The 20,819-nt window shown below is 49.1% G+C and carries 15 protein-coding genes and 1 pseudogene; 9 read left to right on the forward strand and 7 right to left on the reverse strand.

From position 1 onward, the window contains the following. Nucleotides 1-83 precede the first annotated feature (83 nt). Complete coding sequence (locus tag NFR28_RS04495; protein WP_251178633.1) at nt 84-1,352, forward strand: MFS transporter; 1,269 nt, start codon at nt 84-86, stop codon at nt 1,350-1,352. A 186-nt stretch (nt 1,353-1,538) separates the two neighbouring features. After that, on the forward strand, nt 1,539-2,156 hold the full coding sequence (locus NFR28_RS04500) for a helix-turn-helix domain-containing protein (RefSeq protein ID WP_251178634.1): 618 nt from the start codon (nt 1,539-1,541) through the stop codon (nt 2,154-2,156). Between the two features lie 332 nt (nt 2,157-2,488). On the opposite strand, the gene brxL is transcribed toward NFR28_RS04500, so the two are convergent. Genes brxL through NFR28_RS04535 form a run of 7 tightly spaced genes read right to left on the reverse strand, consistent with a single transcriptional unit; the run spans nt 2,489 to nt 15,566 of the window. Next, the gene (gene brxL, locus NFR28_RS04505) at nt 2,489-4,579 is read right to left on the reverse strand and encodes a BREX system Lon protease-like protein BrxL (protein ID WP_251178635.1); all 2,091 of its coding nucleotides are present in this window, start codon (nt 4,577-4,579) and stop codon (nt 2,489-2,491) included. A 12-nt stretch (nt 4,580-4,591) separates the two neighbouring features. Next, on the reverse strand, nt 4,592-7,981 hold the full coding sequence (gene pglX, locus NFR28_RS04510; RefSeq protein WP_251178636.1) for a BREX-1 system adenine-specific DNA-methyltransferase PglX: 3,390 nt from the start codon (nt 7,979-7,981) through the stop codon (nt 4,592-4,594). A 20-nt stretch (nt 7,982-8,001) separates the two neighbouring features. After that, nucleotides 8,002-10,614 carry a BREX-1 system phosphatase PglZ type A gene (pglZ, locus tag NFR28_RS04515; protein ID WP_251178637.1) on the reverse strand — a complete coding sequence of 871 codons (2,613 nt, stop codon included), beginning with the start codon at nt 10,612-10,614 and terminating at the stop codon, nt 8,002-8,004. Then, nucleotides 10,611-14,168, reverse strand: coding sequence for a BREX system P-loop protein BrxC (gene brxC, locus NFR28_RS04520; RefSeq protein WP_251178638.1), 3,558 nt, complete (start codon nt 14,166-14,168; stop codon nt 10,611-10,613). Before brxC ends, pglZ begins: the two co-directional genes overlap by 4 nt. Before the next feature lie 15 nt (nt 14,169-14,183). Beyond that, the gene (locus NFR28_RS04525) at nt 14,184-14,789 is read right to left on the reverse strand and encodes a DUF1788 domain-containing protein (protein ID WP_251178639.1); all 606 of its coding nucleotides are present in this window, start codon (nt 14,787-14,789) and stop codon (nt 14,184-14,186) included. Further along, the gene (locus NFR28_RS04530; RefSeq protein WP_251178640.1) at nt 14,786-15,382 is read right to left on the reverse strand and encodes a DUF1819 family protein; all 597 of its coding nucleotides are present in this window, start codon (nt 15,380-15,382) and stop codon (nt 14,786-14,788) included. The genes NFR28_RS04525 and NFR28_RS04530 overlap by 4 nt, the downstream gene beginning before the upstream one ends. After that, entirely contained in the window at nt 15,372-15,566 is a 195-nt protein-coding gene (locus NFR28_RS04535; protein WP_251178641.1) for a type II toxin-antitoxin system Phd/YefM family antitoxin, read from the reverse strand. Before NFR28_RS04535 ends, NFR28_RS04530 begins: the two co-directional genes overlap by 11 nt. Before the next feature lie 609 nt (nt 15,567-16,175). Between NFR28_RS04535 and NFR28_RS04540 the strand changes: the two genes are divergently transcribed. The 7 genes and pseudogenes from NFR28_RS04540 (at nt 16,176) to NFR28_RS04565 (ending at nt 20,499) form a co-directional block, all read left to right on the forward strand. Then, on the forward strand, nt 16,176-16,337 hold the full coding sequence (locus tag NFR28_RS04540; RefSeq protein ID WP_251178642.1) for a hypothetical protein: 162 nt from the start codon (nt 16,176-16,178) through the stop codon (nt 16,335-16,337). A 61-nt stretch (nt 16,338-16,398) separates the two neighbouring features. After that, entirely contained in the window at nt 16,399-16,719 is a 321-nt protein-coding gene (locus NFR28_RS04545) for a hypothetical protein (RefSeq protein WP_251178643.1), read from the forward strand. A gap of 336 nt (nt 16,720-17,055) precedes the next feature. Further along, the gene (locus tag NFR28_RS08940) at nt 17,056-17,220 is read left to right on the forward strand and encodes a type II toxin-antitoxin system RelE/ParE family toxin (protein ID WP_420840398.1); all 165 of its coding nucleotides are present in this window, start codon (nt 17,056-17,058) and stop codon (nt 17,218-17,220) included. 12 nt (nt 17,221-17,232) lie between these two features. Then, nucleotides 17,233-17,517 (forward strand): annotated as a pseudogene (locus NFR28_RS08910) (addiction module antidote protein). A 56-nt stretch (nt 17,518-17,573) separates the two neighbouring features. Continuing rightward, nucleotides 17,574-18,545, forward strand: coding sequence for a caspase family protein (locus NFR28_RS04555; protein ID WP_251178645.1), 972 nt, complete (start codon nt 17,574-17,576; stop codon nt 18,543-18,545). 16 nt (nt 18,546-18,561) lie between these two features. Then, nucleotides 18,562-18,948, forward strand: coding sequence for a TIR domain-containing protein (locus NFR28_RS04560; protein ID WP_251178646.1), 387 nt, complete (start codon nt 18,562-18,564; stop codon nt 18,946-18,948). 45 nt (nt 18,949-18,993) lie between these two features. Then, entirely contained in the window at nt 18,994-20,499 is a 1,506-nt protein-coding gene (locus NFR28_RS04565; protein ID WP_251178647.1) for a caspase family protein, read from the forward strand. The last annotated feature ends 320 nt before the right edge of the window (nt 20,500-20,819 follow it).

The following is a 20,819-nucleotide window of genomic DNA, read 5'->3' on the forward strand; positions in this document are numbered from 1 at the left end:
GTGTTTAGCGCAAAGTGAATTGTTGACTATGACGTTACGTCGTAGTTTTTAATGCAATCCTAGTGAAGCGAGAGGATTGCACAATGACAGAAAAAAGAAAGATACCAACAACTACTATTCGATTTGTTTGCTCTAGCACGTTGTCCCTGTTAGGAAATTCGGTGGCCAGCGTTGTGCTTCCCTTAATCCTACTGGCTAGAACCGGCGATGCATTAGCTGCAGGCTCTTTGGCATTGATTTGCGCAGTGCCGCAGATGCTTGTAGGGCTTTTGGGAGGCGCTGTTCTAGATCGTGTGAACCGTCTAAATGTATCCATTATTTCTGATATTGTTTCTGCGACAAGTGTTGCGTTGCTCCCTGTGGTGGATATGATCTGGGGCTTAGACTTTGGCTGGTTTGTCGTGCTGGGCTTGCTTGGTGCCATTGGCGACATACCGGGGATGACAGCACGAGATACGTTATTACCGGCTGTGGTGGAGCACGATGGCATTAGTCTTCAGCGATTCCTTGGTATCAATCAATCGCTTGAGTCTCTTATAACCATTGTTGGCCCGGCTTTGGCGGCGGTGCTCATTGGGCTTGTGGGTGATAGTCCTGTACTGTGGGTTACAGCGGCGCTTTCTTTTTCTGCGGCTTTGGTCACATTCACGCTGCCTCGTGTTGTGGGCAAGATAGGGCAGGAGCAACGCAATGAGGAGGAAGCAACAACCCCGCGCAGCATCCTTGTTGCGGCTCAAGCTTCGCTTCGTGAGAGCGTCGTCGTACTATTCAAAAACGACGCACTCTTGAGGGCTTCGGTGCTTCTCACTTTTGGGATTGTTATGGTTATGGGTAGTTTTCAAGGTCTTGTTCTTCCGGTTTATTTCACTCAAACAGGACAGCCGGCTCATTTGGGCTATGTGTTGTCCGCTCTGTCCGCAGGTCTGCTTGTTGGCTCCCTGGTATACACCGTCTTGGCTACAAAGATCAGCAAGCGCGCGTGGTATGTTATTTCGTTGCTTGGGATGGCACTTTCGGTTGTTGTCTTGGGCATGTTGCCTGACTATCCCGTCATGCTGTTATCTGCTTTGATGTTGGGTATAAGCGCCGGTCCTGCTTCAGCTTTGCTTGGCTTCTTTGCTTTCGATAGGATTCCCAGCGAACGCCGCGGAAGTGCCTTAGGTGCGCAAAATGCGCTGATGTTAGTAGCTGCGCCAGTGGCAGTGTTTCTTACATCTGCAGTGGTTGAGGCACTTGGTGTTTATGTTGGTGCGCTCATCCTTGTTGGCTGCTGGATTCTCATAACCATTTGGGCGCTTGTAACAAGGAAGATGCGAGCGCTTGACATTGCATTTCAAGAGTCTATCGTTTAAGGCGACATTCAAGATACCTTATGGCACTGAACAATAGATACGATGCATTAATCTAAAACACCAGGTAAACGCTCAGTGTAAAGCACTTTTGACACCATGAGTCAATTCAAAAGTCCTGATGTAAAGCCATTTTGGTGGTATTTTAAAACAACGAATGGAAACCTTGTCTCACGAAAGGAGGAGCCAATGGAGTTGCCAGAGCAGCTAAAAGCCAATCGCGAGCGGCTTGGTCTATCCCAGGAAGACGTTGCGCATGAAATCTATGTGTCACGTCAGACGATGTCTAGCTGGGAGAATGGCAAGACGTACCCGGACGTACAGAGCCTGCTTCTGCTCAGTCAGCTCTTCGGCACCTCCATAGACGAACTCGTGAAAGGAGACGTGGTTTCAATGAAGGACATGATTAGCAAAGATGCGGTGACAATGGAACGCCTGGCATGGGGTGCTGTCTTCCTTATTTTGGCAGGAGTTGCTTGTATGGTAGGACTTCCTTTTGCTTGGGAGGAGCCCTCGGTTCTGCCGCATTTCTCTTGGGGATTCATAGTAGGGATTGGGCTAGCCCTTGTGCTCTTTGCTCTAGGGATTGCGTGCGCCAACCGCATCGAGCGGATTAAGAAGGATCACAACCTGGTCAGCTATCGCGAAATAAGTGCCTTCATGGAAGGAGAGGAAACCCCTGCAGACGATAATGCGCTTGGGAGAAGCCATCCGTTTATCAATAATGCCCTTAAGCTTACCTGCGGGGCTGGCGTAGGTCTTATTGTTGCGTTCATCATCACCTGGATAGTCAACGTTCTGCGTTAGAGGTGACGGCAACTGAAAAGCGGCTAATCTTGTGTGGAAGATGAGATTAGCCGCAAGCGCGCTCTTACCACTGCGTAACCTCAACAACGTCTCTCACGCCAACCCTCATTATTATACATATCGGGCTCATCCTGCCATGAATACACACCCATTATGACCTGGGAAAATGCAGTATTATCGCAGGTCAGAGCGGATGGCAGGAAGTGCCCGAAATGTATAGACATTGCAACAATTACAACGCATATATTGAGATCCTTCAGTTTGATAAAGTGCTTAACGACGCTAAAGCGCGTAACCGCGTGTTCCTTGAAAAGTTCAGAATCCTTTAGCGGCTATTTCTTCAAGTAAGTTATCTCGAATTGGCGCACACGTCGCATTTCGGGCATGCGATTCTCGATGGCGAAAGCATTGCCGCTATCGAACTTCTGGAAGATATCGAGCCCTCGGTCGAGTAGAATGTCCCACGAATCGTCGATCTTCAGGTGTCGTGCATGGATAGAGCCGGACGTGTCTATCTCATAGGTGAAGTCCAGGCCTTGGGGTGCCATGGCTTCTGCGATTTGGTTGAGGTAATCGTGCTGCTTTTTCGCGTCATAATCATCTGAGCCGGTGACGAGATGAACCTTTAAAGAGGGTGCTTTGTAATCGAAGTTTCGGAGCGCAACCTCCAGCAGTTCCATGAGGTTGCGGCACTGATGGAATGTCCTTATGTATGGATCGATGATCTCTATGTGACGAGCCCCTTTAAGGTAGTTGCTGAACAGGGTATCGAATGACACACCGCGCTGGTTCTCACGAAATGCTTTGTGCCCCTCGAATAGGTTTGTCTCCTTGATCGCGGGAACTGCTGTAAGGTCAACAGTTGCCTCTTGCAAAATTGGATCTTTGGAAGACTCGTCGATTGTGTTTATGGCGTCCTTTGCCTGGTCTCCGTCAATAGGCACAAGATCGCGAGCGTGATATGTCGTCGGGAAGTCGATTTCCTCAAGCGTCTCTATGTTCACCCAGGAACCACCCTCAATGGGCCGGTATGCGAATTGCACACGGGAGAACGTCTCATCGATACGGTAGAGGGAGTCCTTCACACGCTTACGCATCTCAAGACAGAACTCAAGGATCTCCGCGATTTCTTCGCGAGTAGCCTTTTTGTTCGGGAAGATGATCTTCATGAGGCCAGAGAAGGTCTTCAGGATGCCATCTTTATCACGCGTGGAGAGCGTGTCGGAGATCTCGAAATGATCGCGGTAGAGTCCAGAGTAATCCAGCGCGCGGGTATGACGAAGCGCTTCCGCCAGATAGTCCACGATGAAGCCGAAATCGCTGGAGAACATGTCTCCACGGATGATATCCATCTCCCAGCCAGGGATATAGGCATGAATGCGGTCTATGAACGCAGGATCGTGATAGACGGTCGGCAGATCCTCGAAGAGATCAGAGAAGTTGATCATGTACGCGATGTCATGGCTCGTGTTGCCTACGAACACCATCGAGGCTTCGGCTGTCACTTGCTCGATACCTCGACTGAAGGACTTGTTGGCCATGTAATTTTTCATGATGTCCACGATATCGGCCTTGGGCCGCTTGTTCTTGCCCGCAAACTCGTCGAAGGCAACACAATCCCAATAGCCCACAAGGCCTATGCGCCCGGTTGAATTGTTCACGAAGAGCTTTGCGGGCGTCACCTCTCCACCTGAGATGAGGATGCCGTGAGGCGAGAATTCGCTGTACACATGGCTTTTACCAGTGCCCTTAGGGCCAAGCTCCATGAGGTTGTAGTTGCGCTCGCAGTAGGCGACCAGACGCGTGAGCTGGAAGAACTTCGAGCGCTTGCCCATCTGAGCGGGATCAAGACCGATGGAGCGGATAAGTACATCGATCCACTCGTCCATGGTGAAAACGCTGCGCTTCTCTGCGTAGCTTTCGAAGTCGAATCGAGACATTTGGATGGGCTTGAGCTTCTGCAGCAAGTAAGGCGATTCATCCTTCGCCTCGTTTGGGGAATAGGAAAGGTCTGCGATGCACCAGACGCCCGATACCAGTAGGCGTCGATTGTTCTTCACGGTATCGCTGTCCACAAGTACCCGGCTGATGCCGAGATTCTCGAAGGTTGCCTCATAGGCATCGCGCTTCTCGTTGAGGACAACAGAAACCTTGTCGATGACGCGCTGGAACCCCGTTTGCTTGATGTCCGAACGGATGGCACCGGCTTCGGCTCGCTGCACATAGTGCTTGGCAAGGATATCCTTCACACGCTCGATACCAAGCTTGATCTGCTCCTCGTCGTCTGTCGCGCAATTCTGCCCGAGCAGGAATTCAAGCACATAACTGGGCACGGCGGCGTTGCCGCGAACCTGCTTGACGAGGTCTTTACGGACTACATATCCAGGAAAAGTGTCGTTTAATTTGCGATCCAAATCGTCCATATGCCTATACCTTTATTTCCATTCAGAGAGACCAGTAACCTTGCGAAGAGCATGAGGGAACTTGTTATAATTCACTTTCACTCCATCATCAAGATCGATAGCAATGCGCTCATGTGCCATGGGGTAAATAACATTTCGTTCCCACTCTTCAAGCTCTTTGACCATATTGCGGTATTTATCAGCTTGCTTCCGGTCTGTTGCTCGATCACTTGTTTCAAGAGAGGCAACTGATGCGTTGAGTTTAGAGACGTACTCTCTAAGATAACCAGTAAGAATGTCACCGACTGTTCCCTCGTCGTAACGATGGAGGTAAACAAGCGCGTTGAAGCTCCTCTTAGGACTGGAGAACAACCAGTAAATCGGGCGTTTTTTATACGTATTAATATGGTCGTCATAGAAGTGCTTTACGAAGTATGTACGCAGATCCTCGCCTAGCGCATCTTCGATAAAAGCGATATTGGCTTGTAAGGTTTCTGAGCCATAAGTTGATTTGAGCCAACTTTTGAATTCGACAACGATATCATCCTCGAACCACTCGCCATCAAGGACGGGAAGAATACCATCCTTGTCAATGGTGAACGTGGCGTTGGGAACTTTCGTTGTGAAGTCTGAAACAGTTGAGCCTTGATCGGCAAGGATGATCCCGGGCTTATCCGCAGAATAACGGCCAAAGATACAGCCGACCCCATAGGAAATGAGAGACTTAATATCGCGCTCTTTATCTGCCAGACGAACGCTAACCTTGTCGTCCGGTACCTCTGTCGCCACTACACCTTCCATGTTGTAAATCCTTGCAAAGACGCGATTCAGCTCCTCTTCGTTTTTCTTCAGTGTGTCAAAGCGATCTCGGCATTCGACCGCCCAGCGTGAGTAGATGTCTTCAAGGGGGGTATTGACGCGATTATCCTGAGGAAGTAGTGGATGTTGCTCGAAATCCCATGAGGTTTCAAAAGCATTCCAATCTTGTTTTGCATGTTGAATGCTGTTCTGCACGATTCCCTCAACATGCTCCTCATCTTCTACTAGTACAGGTAAAGATTTCAAGTTGCCAGCTTGAAAATTCATTGTCGGATTGAGAATGCTTAGAAAATCGTAGGCAGTAGTAGTAGACAAAAAGCCGAGAAGATAGTCTCGATTAACATCAACTGGAAAGATTGACGAGCCTGCTACATCGAACAAACAACCATAAGGAAGATATCTAATCCCCAGTTTAGAAGAGCTAATAAAAGACCATGTTAGACCCTGCTTGAAATAGTAATTCCATCCACCATTCTCGCGATGACCGCTTAATTCGAACATCTTCTTTTGACCATCTTTATCGAACCAAATCACCTGGGAAAGATTTCCGTACCACAGTCGGTAATGTCCACCCTTGTTGTATGGGTAATACTTTTTTGAAGCGCCATCAATATCCTCTATTGTTTTGTAGTCGAACTCAATTTGCTCAAAAGCTATTTCCCACCATTCACGAACAAACCAATCATTTTTACCGGTACCCATACCAATGGCTACATTCGACAATTCGCCAAGCGAATTTGCTTCTTGAAATGCAAGAAAATGGTTTGCACTGGCCCAGTAGGCAATCGGGCTTCCCGGGATTTGCTTAAAATCCTCGGCATCGGCTCGATAGAACCAACCGCAATCAGGATTACTGATCGCTTCGAGCGTCTTCGGTGCTTGGTTAACTGCGCCAACAAAATCTGAGAGTCTAATGTAGGATCCCATATAGCCTGCTTGCTTAAGCTTCTGCACCGTGAATGTGCAAATTGGCACCGTTGCTCCTTCAAAGCCGGAATACTCAAGCTGCACAAGCGAAGTAATAGTCGAATCATCTATTAGCAGTCTTCGCAGACGTTCGTAAGACGATATAAACATCCAAACGAAAGGCGTCATAAAACCTAGTTGGCCATCATCAACTGAGAATTCAAGATTTCTCTTAACGAAACAGGCAAAAAGATCACTCTTCTCATCTGGATAATGCTGCTCCACCCACTTTTTCGCCCATGGCTCCATGGAGCTCACTGGCATATATGGTGGATTCGCAATGACAACAGAGAACTTGTGCGAAAGCTTTCCATTCATATCCTTCATCTGTTGAAGGAGCGAGACGGTTGCTTTAGCGTACATGCCGCTCTTCTGCTGAATATTGGCTATGGCGTTGTCAATAAAAATGTCGTCAGAGAGTCCCGGCACATAAAGGCTGCCGATCTCGTCCAAATGTGCGAATGCTTCCAATAGCTCAGCATGTTCTGCAAGCATTCCGGCTTCTTCTAGTTCACCTTCGCTGAAACGTATGGAGTCAAGTACTGTGATGTTCGTTTCGATGCAGCGCTCGAAGAACTTCGAATCCTTGGCTCGCGCCTTCATTTCAAGAGCGAACTTTGCTATCTCGGCCGCTCGTTGATCGATCTCGAAACCAAAGAGATTCTTCGTGAGGATCATTGCCGGAATCTCTTCAGGAAGATATCCTTCCTCCTCATATATCGCGTAGAGTAGGTCGAATGCATAAACGAGGATATGCCCTGAACCGCACGCGGGATCGAGCACCGTTATCTCCTCGGGCGAGTAGACCTTCAAAAAGGCCTCAGGTGTATCACCTTCTATGTAATACTCCATTATTTCCCTCAATGAAGAACTGGGGTTGTTCAGCATCCAGAGTCGCCCCAAGGAGTTCTCTGTCATATAACGAACGATCCAGTTCGGTGTGAACAGCTGGGTGGCCGCAGGTATCTCGGCTGCTCCGCGTTTCTTTTTCGAGGCGAAGACCTCGACTTTCTTTTCTGCGATGTAGAATTGATAGAGCCATCCCAATACTTCAACCGATTCGCAAGCTTCTTCATCCATTTCGGTAACTATGCGACGAAGGAGCGATCCCTCGGAGAGCAGGCCTTGTGGCATGAGGAGCCTGGAGGCATCCGCACCATCCTTGAAGAGGTAAGGCATCGGATTTGCGTAATGCTTGCAAACGGTGCTGAGGATTGCCTCGTAAGCGGCCTCCATCGGGTTAGCAGAAGGAATCGAGCCTGAAATGAGGCCAGCGATCATGTCCCGTACAAGGCGGTCGAATCCCAAGTTGGAGTCGAAAACGCCCTGCATGGCATCGGCCAGAATCTCCGGCTGCGTGCTGTTGCCCTTAGGAGTGACGATTCCGGCAGGGGTATAACCATTCGCGTCCATGAAGCGAAGAGCGCATAGGCGGTTGAACCAGGTATAGGCGTTCGCCTCAACCACTCTTTCACGACCGAGCTCTTTGATTGCCGCCTCGATTCCTTTCACCTCGTTGGGCATGTCAAGTCGCTCAGGGCTGCCTTCGGCGAGCACGCGGTCAAGCCGTGCCGATACTTCTGCCATGAGGCTTGCTCTTATGCCAGTTGCGAGTTTCTTGATGCGGTTGGAATCCATATGCTCTCTTCCTTCAAGTGTTAGAAATCGAAATCATTGCCGAAGCCTCGGTCTACCGAGTATTCCTGCTCCCAGACCGACTTGTGCTTCTTGGTTTGGCCTACTTGTTTGGATATACGTACCATTGCGGTGCGGTATGAATCAATATCGTTGGTGACGTCGAGGGTGACGCGCGACTTGCGGGCATCTGAGGCCTTATTCTCGCTTTCGAGTACAAGAGTCTTCTCTGTCGCTGACAAGAGCTTGCCTGGAGACTCCGAATCATCTGGAGCATACAGGCCGACCTTGACGGTTACTGGAAGGATAGACTGGTCGCATGGTTGTACTTGATAAACGTCGACTGCGACCGTGGATCCCGTGATGGAGAGACGCCCTGTAGCAAATCCTTGGACATCGGTCTCATAAGTCTTCTTCGCGTTCACATCACGTTTAATCGAAATGATGGGGATGATGCCTTCTTGTAAAGATGCTCCTCCATGTACAAATTTTGCTCCGCTGCCACGCAACCTGAGTCGAGTGATGCCTCTTGGGAAGGCAACCTTAGCATTACCTTTTAGCGATAGATCGTCTGAAGCATATTCGATAAGTGCGTCTGATTTCGGGAGAGTATCTGCCACGATGAAGCGGCGCGTTCGGTTCATCTCCATGTCCTCCACTTTCGAAAGCATGGAGAGACCCTCTACTTCCGCGTACTCATAGGCGGCGATATCTCCTGATTGGTAGAGGAATCCGTGATCCGAGGTGATAAAGACAGTTCCGCACCCGGCAGATACAAGCTCACTAGCCAATCCTTCGAGTTCTCTGCACGCAGCCTCGCACGCCGAGAAGACCTTGTCCTCGGTATCGCGGGAATCACCCATCTTGTCGATGACGTTATGGTACACATAGATAATAGACGCAGCGTCGCCTATGGCTGTAGGGCCTTCAGCTCTAAGTGCGTCAGCTTTGATGGCGATGCTCCCCGGCACGGTCGAATCCAAGATCTTCTGCCTGTTTGCCAGGCCGCTTGTTGGCATTCCGTCTTTGACGACGCTGCCTGTGGCGGGATCGATCTCCATAGTATCGCCTGGAAGGAGCGCCGCCATACCAAGTTGCGTATAGCTCGGTAACATGCAAAGTGCCCCTTCGCAAGAAACCGACTTTCCGTCGCGAAGCTTTGTGTTGCGGGACCTCGATATTCGAGAGGCGAGCTCGCGTCCCACTTCATAGCGAAGCGCATCTGATATGATGATTCCGACTCTCCGCCCCTTTTCGGAAGAGGGAAGCGCATGGGCCACACGCTCCTTGAAGAAGTGCGCCTGGAAGACAATGCCCTGAGGAGGGTAGGGATCCCCATCTGCGAATAAGGCAAGTTGCCATTTATCCGTGAGCGTCATGAGATACTGATCGTATGAGGAAATTATGCGCTGCTTGGGGGTTTCGAGCTTCTGCTTGAACTTCCCGTTTTGGAGATTCGCGTAATGCGCAAAGAAATGACGATAGGACTCATCGACTTCATACCATGTGTTGCAATAGAGCTCAAAAATATCCTGCGCGCTCGAAACGCTAGGGCTGGTCGATTCATATGAGGCTATCGCATCGAAGAAGCTGCAAGCAGAGAGCAGCGTGTGGTAGTTGTCTTCGTACCTTTCGAACCACTGAGAAGAACTACGGGAAGACAGAACCTGGTCAATCTGTTCGTGCCTGAGCGTTCCAGAGACAAGGGAATCGGCCAGAGACGTCAGCACCCATTGGTCGAACTGCGAGATAGAGTCAAGCTGGCCGATTGCTTCAGGCGTGCGACTATCGTCGGGGATCAGATCTACCAATGACTGCGCGCATTTCTCGATGAGGCTATCGTATGCGTCTCTCTTACGCGTGTTAGATGCCATTTCAGCAAGGATACGCTCTGCATCTGCCGTAACCGAGGTCGTGCCTGGTGGCAGGATGCTCTTGCAAGTGGACGCGAGCATTTCAAATGCAAGGTCATCAATGGTTGGATTGCCGTCGCTTGGAGCATACCCGAGCACGGATTCGACCTCAGACCAGAAACGCGTCTCTAGTGCGCAATCGCAAATGAGCTTGTAGGTCGTGTTATTGTCTTCAGCCCATTCGGAGACCACTTTCTTTACCACGTCTCGCAATGCGTCACGCCAATGGGTTGCAGGCGTGGTAACGCAGGCGGCGAGGATGGCCTTCGCGAGATCATTGGGGGTCGACTTCGGCAAGACTGAATCCCTTAATCTCTGCTTCCTCTCTGCGGAACTGAAGAAACGGGCATAGGCATTCAGATCGCCGGACAGATTTACCGGAATATCGCACTCCTCGGCCCAGATGCCCTCCATCGATACGTTGAAGGGAAGTGCTGCTAGTTTGAGGTCGTACAGAAAGTCATCGGCAGGTGCTGGAAGAGCTCCTTGCCTGTATATGACGAACTTGCCGTCACGTTCGTCTCGCAGAATCCGTCTCTTTGAAGAGAGCTCGCGCCCAGTGACATCGACTATGGTCGCCCCATCTACGCTGAGGTTGTCCAAGATTTCGGAATAGCCGCCGTCCTCGTCCTCCCAGAAGACGAGCCTGTGCTTTCCGTCGAAATACGCAGCCAATCTCCCCGCGATTTCGATAGCCTGATCCTCTGTTATCTGCTGAGTCATTTAACCACCACTTTTCCAGAGCGGATCTCGTTCAGCAAAACAGCTTTCAAGCCCTCGATATAAGATTCAACATCCTCTTCATTTTTGATGAAGGGAGAGCCCGTAATTCGCTTTAATACCTCAGAAATCGATACAGATTGAACTGGTTCCGGGTCTGATCCTACGACACCTTCGGAGTCGGGATCGACAACTGGGCTAGGAGGATTGAGCAGTGAGAGGAGGAAGCTGGCGTTTCGCTCCATGAAAGTCGCAGCAAAGCCCTTTATCTCATATGCGCCCTGGGCGCCATCGAGCTCGTTTGTGGCTTTCTCGAAAACCTCATCGATGCACGTCTTCTGGGCAGCATCCAAAGCCACATATTCGTTCATGTTCTTGAACCTATCATGGTTTATCTTGAGCTGTTCTGTTTCGTGTTCTTTGAGCGAGGCGAGCTGGGAGGCGATCTCGTCTTGAGCGCGCCTGATCTTTCCGCTCACGCGGGCGATTTCGCTTGACTTGTAGACTTGCGGGTCTTCGACGACTGTACGCACCTCTGCGATGAACTCTTCATCATCAGCGATAGGCGCATCGACAGCACGAGCCTCTCGAAGACCTCTATTCAAGAACGATCTTGCCTCAGACCACTTCTGCTGCATTGGGGAGCCTGCGACAAAGGTACGCATCTTGTCCATATCTTCTTTGGCGAGAGCTATTTCATCTACATGCTCGGGGAAGTCCGTTGCGATCCATTGCCAATTCGAGCCGAGCGCATTTATCACGCGTCTCACGAGAGTAAGGCCTTCCTTGTAATCGGTAGCGAATGGATACGCCATTGCAGCCGATTCGCTTTGCTGCCAAGGAGAAGAGGTGTTCTCAAGATAGGCAGATAGCTCACGAGCGATAGCCTTTGCGTCGTTCTCAGCAGGACTCGTACCGGTCAAGGCTTTGTATCCGAAAACGATCTCGTTGAGCCTGTCGGAATCGACGTCAGCAACCTTGCTCACTACGAGCTTGTCGAGCTCCTGGTTCTTCTTGAGCGCGTTTCCAAGCTCGGTTTTTTCAAGCAGAGACCCCGTGCGCCTTACCTCGATCTTTCCAATGCCGCTGAGCATGGCAACGGCATTTCTCACGACGATGTCCGGCCATCCGTAAACACTTTTGCCGAAATAGGCCGTGAGACTTGATAAGCCGTCGCCTCCGACAGTCACGACGCCCCCGCTTGAGAGCACGCCAATTTGGGAGTAGAGGGTTTCAGTATACTCAGGGAGCATCCCATCGAGTTTTGTCTGAGCCGCTACGCAGTTGTTGTAGACATCTGTATCGGTGATTCTCTCAGATACTTGCTGAAGACCGGTGTAGGACTTCTTGACGAGCTCTGACATGGCGTTTGCAAGAGCATCCTTGCCGGTACCGGAAAGCGAGTCAGTAACCTCAGCGCCTCCCGCGCTATAGCGCGCCTCTGCGAGTAGGTCGGTGAACTCATCCCTGATCTTAGAATAAAGGGCCATGTTAGCATCGCGCTTGTCCATGAGGATGGCGGCACGGACTTCGCCGCTAGTGCCATGCACGTTGGCGTACTTTTCAGTTTGCTTGTAGATGCGGATATCGGAGATCAACGAATCCGCTCCCATGAGAGCTACAGAGAGGGTCTTTGGGGCCGATGGAATGGTGGAGAGCGGAGATCCCTCGTCCCACGATGTGAGGATATCGACTGATAGGTCGTTTCTTTGGATGCCTTGCCCATTGCCATCGACCTTCAGGTTGAATGGATAGACATGCTCGAAGGCGCCGTTCTTGTATGTCGCACGAAGGGAACCTACAGCTTCCTTTACGAGCTCCGCTATAGTGGCCTCGATGTCTGCTGTGGATATTGAGGTATTCCTGATTTCACGCTCTATGTCTTTTTCCTCGTCGGTGAGGTACTCATAGACATTGTTGTTGCGACGGATGTAGACCTGTCGTTCTAGGTTGGAGAGCGCATCTTTCACGTTCTGCTCAAGAACTGAAGTGTTCTCTTTGAATGAGCCGTAGAGGAGCACGCGCAGGTTTCCGGCGGTCGCTTTGAAGTCCTTGCAGTACTTGACCAGAAGAAGCGCTTTGAGCACACGTATTGCAAGTGGATCGTCTGTGAGCTGCCCCTCAGCAATGGTGATCTGTCCGTAGACCTCGCTCTTGAGCGAATTGCGGAGCCCTTCGAACATGAGGTCGAAAGTGGCGAGCGCCTGTTCTTCAGTGCTTGCCGGAGCATTTCCATTGAGACCGTTCGCCATACGGATGGCGACCTCTTGGAACACGCCGAGCATCGATCTGGCTCCTGTCGAGTGATGGCGTCCAGTGAAGCCGTTGTAGTCCGAAAGCCCTCGCATGGCAGTGATGAACAGATCGAACTGATAGGGCACGAAGGGGTATGTGTCCACGAAATCATCGGCATCTGCGTAGACTTTATAGCTCTTCGAGCCATCGGCGAAATCGAAGAGCACACGGAAGTCGTCCTTATAGGAATCGTACATGTTGTCGAGGGCGGGAGTGGCATCGGGATTCTTCGCTAGCAGCCTTTGTTTAATGACGGTCTTCGCATCCGATGAGGTGAGCTGGATCTTGATCTTGAAGCGTGCCTGGATTTTGGAGAAGTCGTTAGCGCTGTTCTCGCTCATCTCGCCCACGATATCCTCGACGTTTTCCTGCGACGTGACGAGCACCCATGAGGCTCCGTCGCAGTAGTCATTGAGGTCCTCTGCGACCGTCTGGAGATTCACCATAAGCTCGGTGTTGTTGGCTATGAATTGACCGACCTCATCCACGAAGAAGTTCAAGCGGAAGCCTGGCTCCTTGGTGTCGATGTAGTCTTTGACCTGGAGCGCGAAATCCTTGACGGACGGCTGATAGGTGTCCTTGTAGTAGCGGATGATATTGTCTGTGGCGCCTTCAGGGTTCCCAAGCGCCGCATCGAAGGCCGCATCAATCTTCTTCGCATGGAGGGCGGCTGATTTGCGGACATCTTCCCAAGGCTTTCCGCAGATCGCTTGAACCTGTTGCTTGAAGGACTCCAGATGCCCTTCCTTATCCAGGTCGTACTCCAGTTTAGCGATGTGCTGCTGGTCTCCGTCGAAATAGCCTAGATGCGAATTGAATGATTTGATGAATGCGGCTAGCAACGCGCCCGCCTCTGTTCGCCCCTGGTTCGGGGCGACGGAATCGATGTTGAAAAGAATGCTTTCCGAAGGGTGTTTCTCGCGTGCGACTTCCATAGCGCTATGAAGAGAAGGGCTGTCCTTGACCTTGGGCAAGATGTAGTCGAAGGCGCGCATCCCTTCCACAGTGCGGTCTTCGAGGAGCACTGCCAAAATCTTCAGCATATGAGATTTACCGGAGCCGAAGAAGCCGGATATCCAAGCCCCGTTGCCCGTTGCGTCCACATCGTTGTACTCATCGAAGAAGCGAAGGAGATGCCCTTGGATCTCGGGTGTCACCACATACTCTTCGAGCTCGTTTGCCAGATGCTCCTCGCTCCCGGCCTTGACGACAGGATCGATCGCACGATCGATGGGCTTTGCATACATTTCCTTGAATTCCATTGCAGCTAACCTTCCTTAGAGGTCGAAGACATTGGTTGCTCGGTAGTAACCACCGTTAGCTCCCGAGGGTATATTGAGGATGTCAAGCGATGTCGTCCCATCAGAGAGCTGCTTGTACTCTCCGGGAAAGACGAGCACGACAGGAATGGCGACATCGAGTTCCGAGAGAAGCGCATGGGTCCTGATGTAGGGAAAGGTCTCACCAACCCCCGTTATGAAGGCGATATCGCATCCCGACTCCTTAATAGTCTGCTCCACAGTTGGCTTGAGTGCTTCTCCGACGCTGATCGTGTCTTGGAGCATCATGATAAGCTCGTCTCGCGAGTTGTCGCCCTCTGCTTCGCAAAGGGGCTCCCAGAGCTCATGGTCATCAAGGTATGCGAGTACGATGTCATAAAGGTTGATGTTCGCTGCTTTGACGTCGTGCCGAGGCAGCTCTTCATCAGCGAGAACGCGGATGAGATCTTTGGCATATGCCTCCTGCACAGGCTTATAGGGCAGCACGTAGAGGTTATGCCGCATGAGATAGCCATTCTTGCCCAGAAGAGCAGGGTCGGTGAGCTGGCTGGTGATAAACCCACGGCACTCAGCGCTTGCAATGTTGTCGAACTTGCGCGTCATGAGATCGCACCTACCTTAGGAAAAAGGGATAGGTCGTCCGAACTTTCGCGCTTTATGAGCGAGACAAAGGATGGACTGGGATAGATCGGCGTGATAGTGCCGGAACGGTCAAGCAAGCCACAGTCGCGCGCCATGCCGAAGACGCGGATCTTTACCTTCTCGCGTGATGCATCCGTGAGTTTCGCGAGCTCTTGATGTTCGTACATCTTGTCTTCGACGAAAGCCTGGTATACCTCTTTAGTTACATCGGGTTTCATTTTCGCGAAACGCTCCGCGATTAGCTCGCTAGAAAATTCGCGCATGAAAGGATATGTGCGGCAAAACGTGATCCAGGTAATAGCCGAGAGGTCATCGCCTGAGCAATTAGCGAGATATTCGAGCTCTTCAGGGCTTAGGGTCCTAAGCCTCTTTATCAGCTCGGAGCCGATGCGCTTTTTGTTGCTTGTGGTATTCAACTGAAGCAGGTTGTCGTCAAGCACGGAAGCCTTAACGGCATCCCAGTTACCTTTATCAAGATATGCACGCGCGGTCAGAACCATCTCTTGCTTGTACGTACCCGCACCAGTGAGGGATAGGCAGTAACTATAATTCATCCGCACCGCCGTTTCCGCAAGCATCAGCGATAGCCTGAATTCGATCGTACTCATCGGCATCGATGAGTACGAGGTATTTGTTTCCTCGCTTCGTCAGATAGATGGGCTCTTTTGTCTCCTCCGCGAATTCGGCGACCTCACCGAACTTGCGTTGGAGGTCAGTGACTGGTCTGATGTTGGCCATGAGTCTCCTAAATATGGATTTTAACATGTATTAGACAATGTATCAGAGTCCCCAATACCATGCGATAAGCAATCGGGGAAACATCTTGAAAGCAACTTTATTCAAATGAATTTCAAAATGATATAGGCGCTAAAGTCACCAAAGACAGAAGCGTTTAGTGGACGAAGTAGCTGGTAATCATTTAGATACAGAGTGGTGAGGTCAAGTGTGTTGCCATGTATCTAAATGCTTGCCCTTGACTGAACAACAGCAGCCAATAAAGATAATTGTGGAAAGGGAAAAGTTAGAACAGTACACTTTGGCTTTTCCCTTGCCTGTGCTTTTTCAATGTATCAAACGGAACAACTCAGTTCCGGGGGTCACATAGTAAAGGGATGTCAAGAGGAGGTTTGCTCCTTTGCGTTTAGGGCTTTGTAAAGCAAAGTATTAAATGTAAGGCTTCGACAAAGTGAAGCACTTGTATTCTGATATCTGGACGTTACAATATTTTTAAAATGACGCAGAGAAGAAGCGTTATTTTCGCAAGCGTAAACTTCATGAAACTGAAAGGTGTTACATGCACTAAAGCGGTTTCAGACACTGCGCGGCTGAAACAAAGCCGGAAGATTTATGCTTGACCAATTTAATGCTCACAAGGAGTTTGGTGTATCTGCTGAGGAGATTGCAATAATAATGGAAGAGGCTGAGGAACTTGTATCGCTTGTTTCGGATAGCTTTATCTATGGAAATGAGTGCTTGGATTTGATAGCCAATGAACGAGTTCCTATCTAGATTCTTGACTCTTTCGAAGAATTGAGGAATCGAATCATCGGCATCAAGGAAGAAGTTAAATATGAATTTGGTAATAATACTTTCTCTAGCAGTTGCGCTGATCACTTTCGTATCACTATTGGCAGTTAGCAATCCTAATGATGGATCGACCACTGAAGGCATGGCCGATTACGGTGTCTCCAATCAAGGTTGCCTCGGGGGCTGTTTGATGCTTCCGATGATCTTGATCGTGCGACCTTTTGAGTTCTTGTTCTCTGCTTTCGGCACTGTCGCATCAGCTAACGACGAGGCGAAAAGACGATCTATCCGAAATAAGGCCATTGGGTCCCTGATTGTAGGGCTCATTTTTGGTGTGCTCTTTTTTGTTTTTGTTCTGAACTAAAACACGGAGTAGCAAAAGGAGTCTCACGGGACTGTTCAGAAACCTGCTTGATGGTTAGGCTGCCCCAAAATGCGAGAAATGTGATGGATCTTTAGAGTATAATCCCGAGAAGTCGCTTAAGACCTGCATGGATACGTTTATGAGTGGTGGTTATTTCATACGAGATGACGCCAGAAATGGATCAGCCAAGAAGTATTTCAAATGCAAGCGCTTTGGAAATAAGGTCACGCGAGGCTAATTCATCAACTTGTCGTAGGGGGGGACTGCGGCGAGAGCTCGCATTCTCTTAAGGATCCAACGCCTTGTGGTCACGGGCAACTTCGGTGAGCGAAACCAGTGGGTGATGGCGTCTTCGAGATGCGCATCGTATATGGCCCAGGCTACCGCCTCTACTATGTGCTAAGAGGAAGTGAAATGGTTTTACTCCTTGTGGGCGTGGACAAATTCTCGCAACATAAGGACGTTGTGAAGGCAAAGAAACTGAATCAGGAATACAAGTGATGGGGAATAATGATGAAGACTGCAACGAAATGGGATGCATCCGAATACCTTGAGACAGAGGCGGATATTGCCGCATACCTGAACGCCGCCCTTGAAAATGGGGATACCGCCGTAATCGCCGCTGCACTAGGCGACATTGCTCGCGCAAAGGGGATGACCTAGCTCGCTAGAGAAACCGGCATCACTCGTGACGGTCTATATAAAGCGCTTTCGCCTACAGGCAATCCATTATTCGATACTGTACAGAAAGTTGTCAGAGCATTTGGGCTCAAACTTGATGTTGCTTTATCGATTTAGTGCGTGTTCGCTAATACCTATCAAGAAAGATTTAGTCAGAAAGGTCAGGAGAATACTTGAACACAAGAAAGGCGATGGTAATAGGGATTGATGAGTACAATCCTCCACTCTATGGATGCTGTAATGACGCAGAGTCCATTGCAGACATTCTGTCTAAGAACGAAGATGGCTCGAAGAACTTCAGTGTTGAGCTTCATAAAAACATAATGACTAAAGGCGAGTTGCTTTCGCTTATTAAGCGCTGCTTTGAAGGGGATTGCGAAACAGCTCTTCTCTTCTTTTCTGGCCATGGTCACATTGCGATAGATGGCGGATACTTAGTCACACCAGATTATTCACAAGATGATTGGGGTGTCCCACTTCAATCAGTGCTATCAATTGCGACTCAATCCTCCTGTAAGAACAAGGTTATTATTCTTGATTGCTGCCATTCAGGGTCAATGGGTGAAATCACAACTCTAGGAGAGAATAATGCAGTAATCGGTGAGGGGATGACGGTTCTCTCCTCTAGCAGAAGACATGAGCCGTCCGTAGAAAAAAATGGGCATGGCGTTTTCACCTCTCTTCTACTTGAGGCACTCCGTGGTTGTGCAGCGGATGTTACCGGCTACATTACACCTGGATCGATCTATTCTTATGTCGACAAAGCCCTAGGGCCATGGGGTCAGCGACCTGTATTTAAAACAAATGTAAATAGCTTTGTATCTTTAAGGTGCGTAAATCCTATGGTTCCACTTGACTCTCTTCGTCAGATAACAAGCTTATTTAACTCAGAGGATGAATACTTTAAGCTCGATCCTTCTTTTGAACCTACTAACTCTCCTGATGTCGAACATGAAGTCGTTGAGCCTTTTGCTTTGAAGGAAAATACTGAAAAGCTTGCGTTGCTTCAACAGTACGAAGGAGCTGGGCTTGTTAGACCGCTTGGCGCAGATCACATGTACTATGCCGCGATGTGGTCCAAAGCATGCTGTCTTACTGAACTTGGTAAACAATATTGGCGGCTGGTTTCATCAGAAATGATTTAGGTTGAAAGGAAATGCAATGAAAAAACGTGTTTTTATCAGCTTTGACTATGACTACGACAATGACTTAAAGAATCTTCTCGTTGGTCAGGCGCGCAACGATGATTCCCCTTTTGAGATCATCGATATGTCCATTAAGGAGTCCATATCGGGCGACTGGAAGACCAACGCTAGAAGAAGAATCAAGGGGTGCGATGTTGTGATTGTTATTTGTGGACAGCACACAAATACCGCAAGTGGCGTAAATGCCGAGTTAGCTATAGCCCAAGAGGAGGCGGTCGACTACTTTCTCTTGTCGGGTCGCTCGGAAGGTGTAAACAAAAAGCCTACAAGAGCTAAAACATCAGACAAAATCTATAGATGGACTTGGGATAATCTTAAAGCGCTAATCAATGGCGCTAGATAGTAGCTAACGATACTTCCCGCCAAATTGATGAGATGAATTTCAAACATGTCACTCGCCCTGATCATCGGTGTTTCCAAATACGAGTTACAAGGTGCCTCTGCTTTGCCGGCATGCGAACGCGATGCGGCTATAATGAGCGATACCTTGCAACGTGAATGCTTTTTTGACGCTAGCAATATTCGGGTTTTAAAGGGAACGGTGTCCCTCGCAAGCTTCAACTCGGAACTTGAAGTCTTGCTCTCACATGGCGACGATACCGTGGTTATCTACTTTTCTGGCCATGGTGCTTTATCTAAGAACCACGAAGTAAATCTCGTTCTTTCGGACGGATTATTGCCTGCTTCTTCAATTGTTGATTATTGTCGACACTTATGCCAGACGTCTTGGTTAATCTTCGATATGTGCCATGCAGGAGCCATTGCATTTGATGCTGAGCCTTTAGGAAGCCTAAACGCAAAAGCTGGGGAGGGATGTGCTCTATTTGCTTCTTGTGCCCCAGATACAGTTTCTTATATTGATCCAGAATCGCCCTATAGTGCTTTCACAAACATGCTTGTTGAAGCTATGCGCATTACGCGATGTAAAGCAGGCATCAAAAGCCTTTCAGATATCGAACGCATATTGCACTGTCTCGTTAAAAATCGAAATCAGAATACCAGGAACTACCAGCGCCCGCTTCTCCTTCACTCCTCGGTTGGACCAATTATGTTTCATGATCCGGCATACAATCCTTATCAATGGCATGCTGACAAATTGCCTGAAACGGAACTGTTTGAGGTTAAGAAAGTAGAGCCTTGCTTCGCAGATCGCAAAAGATATAGTTGCAAGGTTATAGCAAAAACACGTTTGACTCGGGAGTCGATAATCCAAGGATTGCCAAAACTAATTGAATTATTGAAAGAATATGAGGTATATGACACCGACTTGCAGCAGCGCCGATGGGAAGCCAAAGAAACCGAAGTGCTTTTCATCTATTTTGCTGCTAATGAAGACGACTATATTAATTCGCTCTTTCCTTATTGTGCAATTTGGTCTAAACAGCAACAAAGCGAAAAACTTAGACGCGGAACATGGTGCGATAAGGCCCAATGCTGGATAGATGAGCAATGGACTTCAAGTATATTAGACGAAGTGAGACAACTCTACATAGAAGGGGCAGTATCGGACTCAGTTGCAATTCAGCAGGCAAGAGACATCTTGAACAAAGTAGCAACGTGCGCTTCCCGTGTTTTCTTAGCTGGCGACCGTTGGCTCGGAGGCACTATCAATACAGATGAGTTCACTGAAGTTATTAGGGCGAACCAAGAACAAATCGAGGAAGGTTTAGAAGCTGCTCTTCAAATTGGTTATTCATCCAAAATCCTAAGGCCACTTGAAGATCAAATAATTGATCTCGCAGGTGCTCTAAGAGATCTGCCCCTGTTTTTTCTAGGCAATGGAAGGATTGGAAGAACAGAAGATAATCTCAGGCAATGCTTCAATATCACGAGAAATCGATTTGATAATGCTCGTATAAAAATTGCAGAAATTGTCGATTCGATGGCGTTATAGCATATCTTCACATTGATCTATGGTGCTTCAAGTTCACTCATCCAGGAAGCACTTCTCAAGGTATTCACAATAAGATCGCCCAGGTCAGCACATAAATGAAAATTGCGAAATACTTGAGTACTAATTAGATACGTGTATTACCCTCTTGTCATGCCAATTCTATAATGGTTTATTTCCAAACCCGCTGCGCCAAATTGGCGCAGCGGGTTTGATCTGGCATTTCTTCTCTTAACGCTCATTCTCCAAATGATCTCAAACAGTTCCGGTCGTCATCAGGTCTTGCGTGATCCGATGAAAGTGGCACTCCCTCCTTTCGAGTG

It is taken from the genome of Adlercreutzia agrestimuris (assembly GCF_943193125.1).
Classification (GTDB): Bacteria; Actinomycetota; Coriobacteriia; order Coriobacteriales; family Eggerthellaceae; genus Xiamenia; species Xiamenia agrestimuris.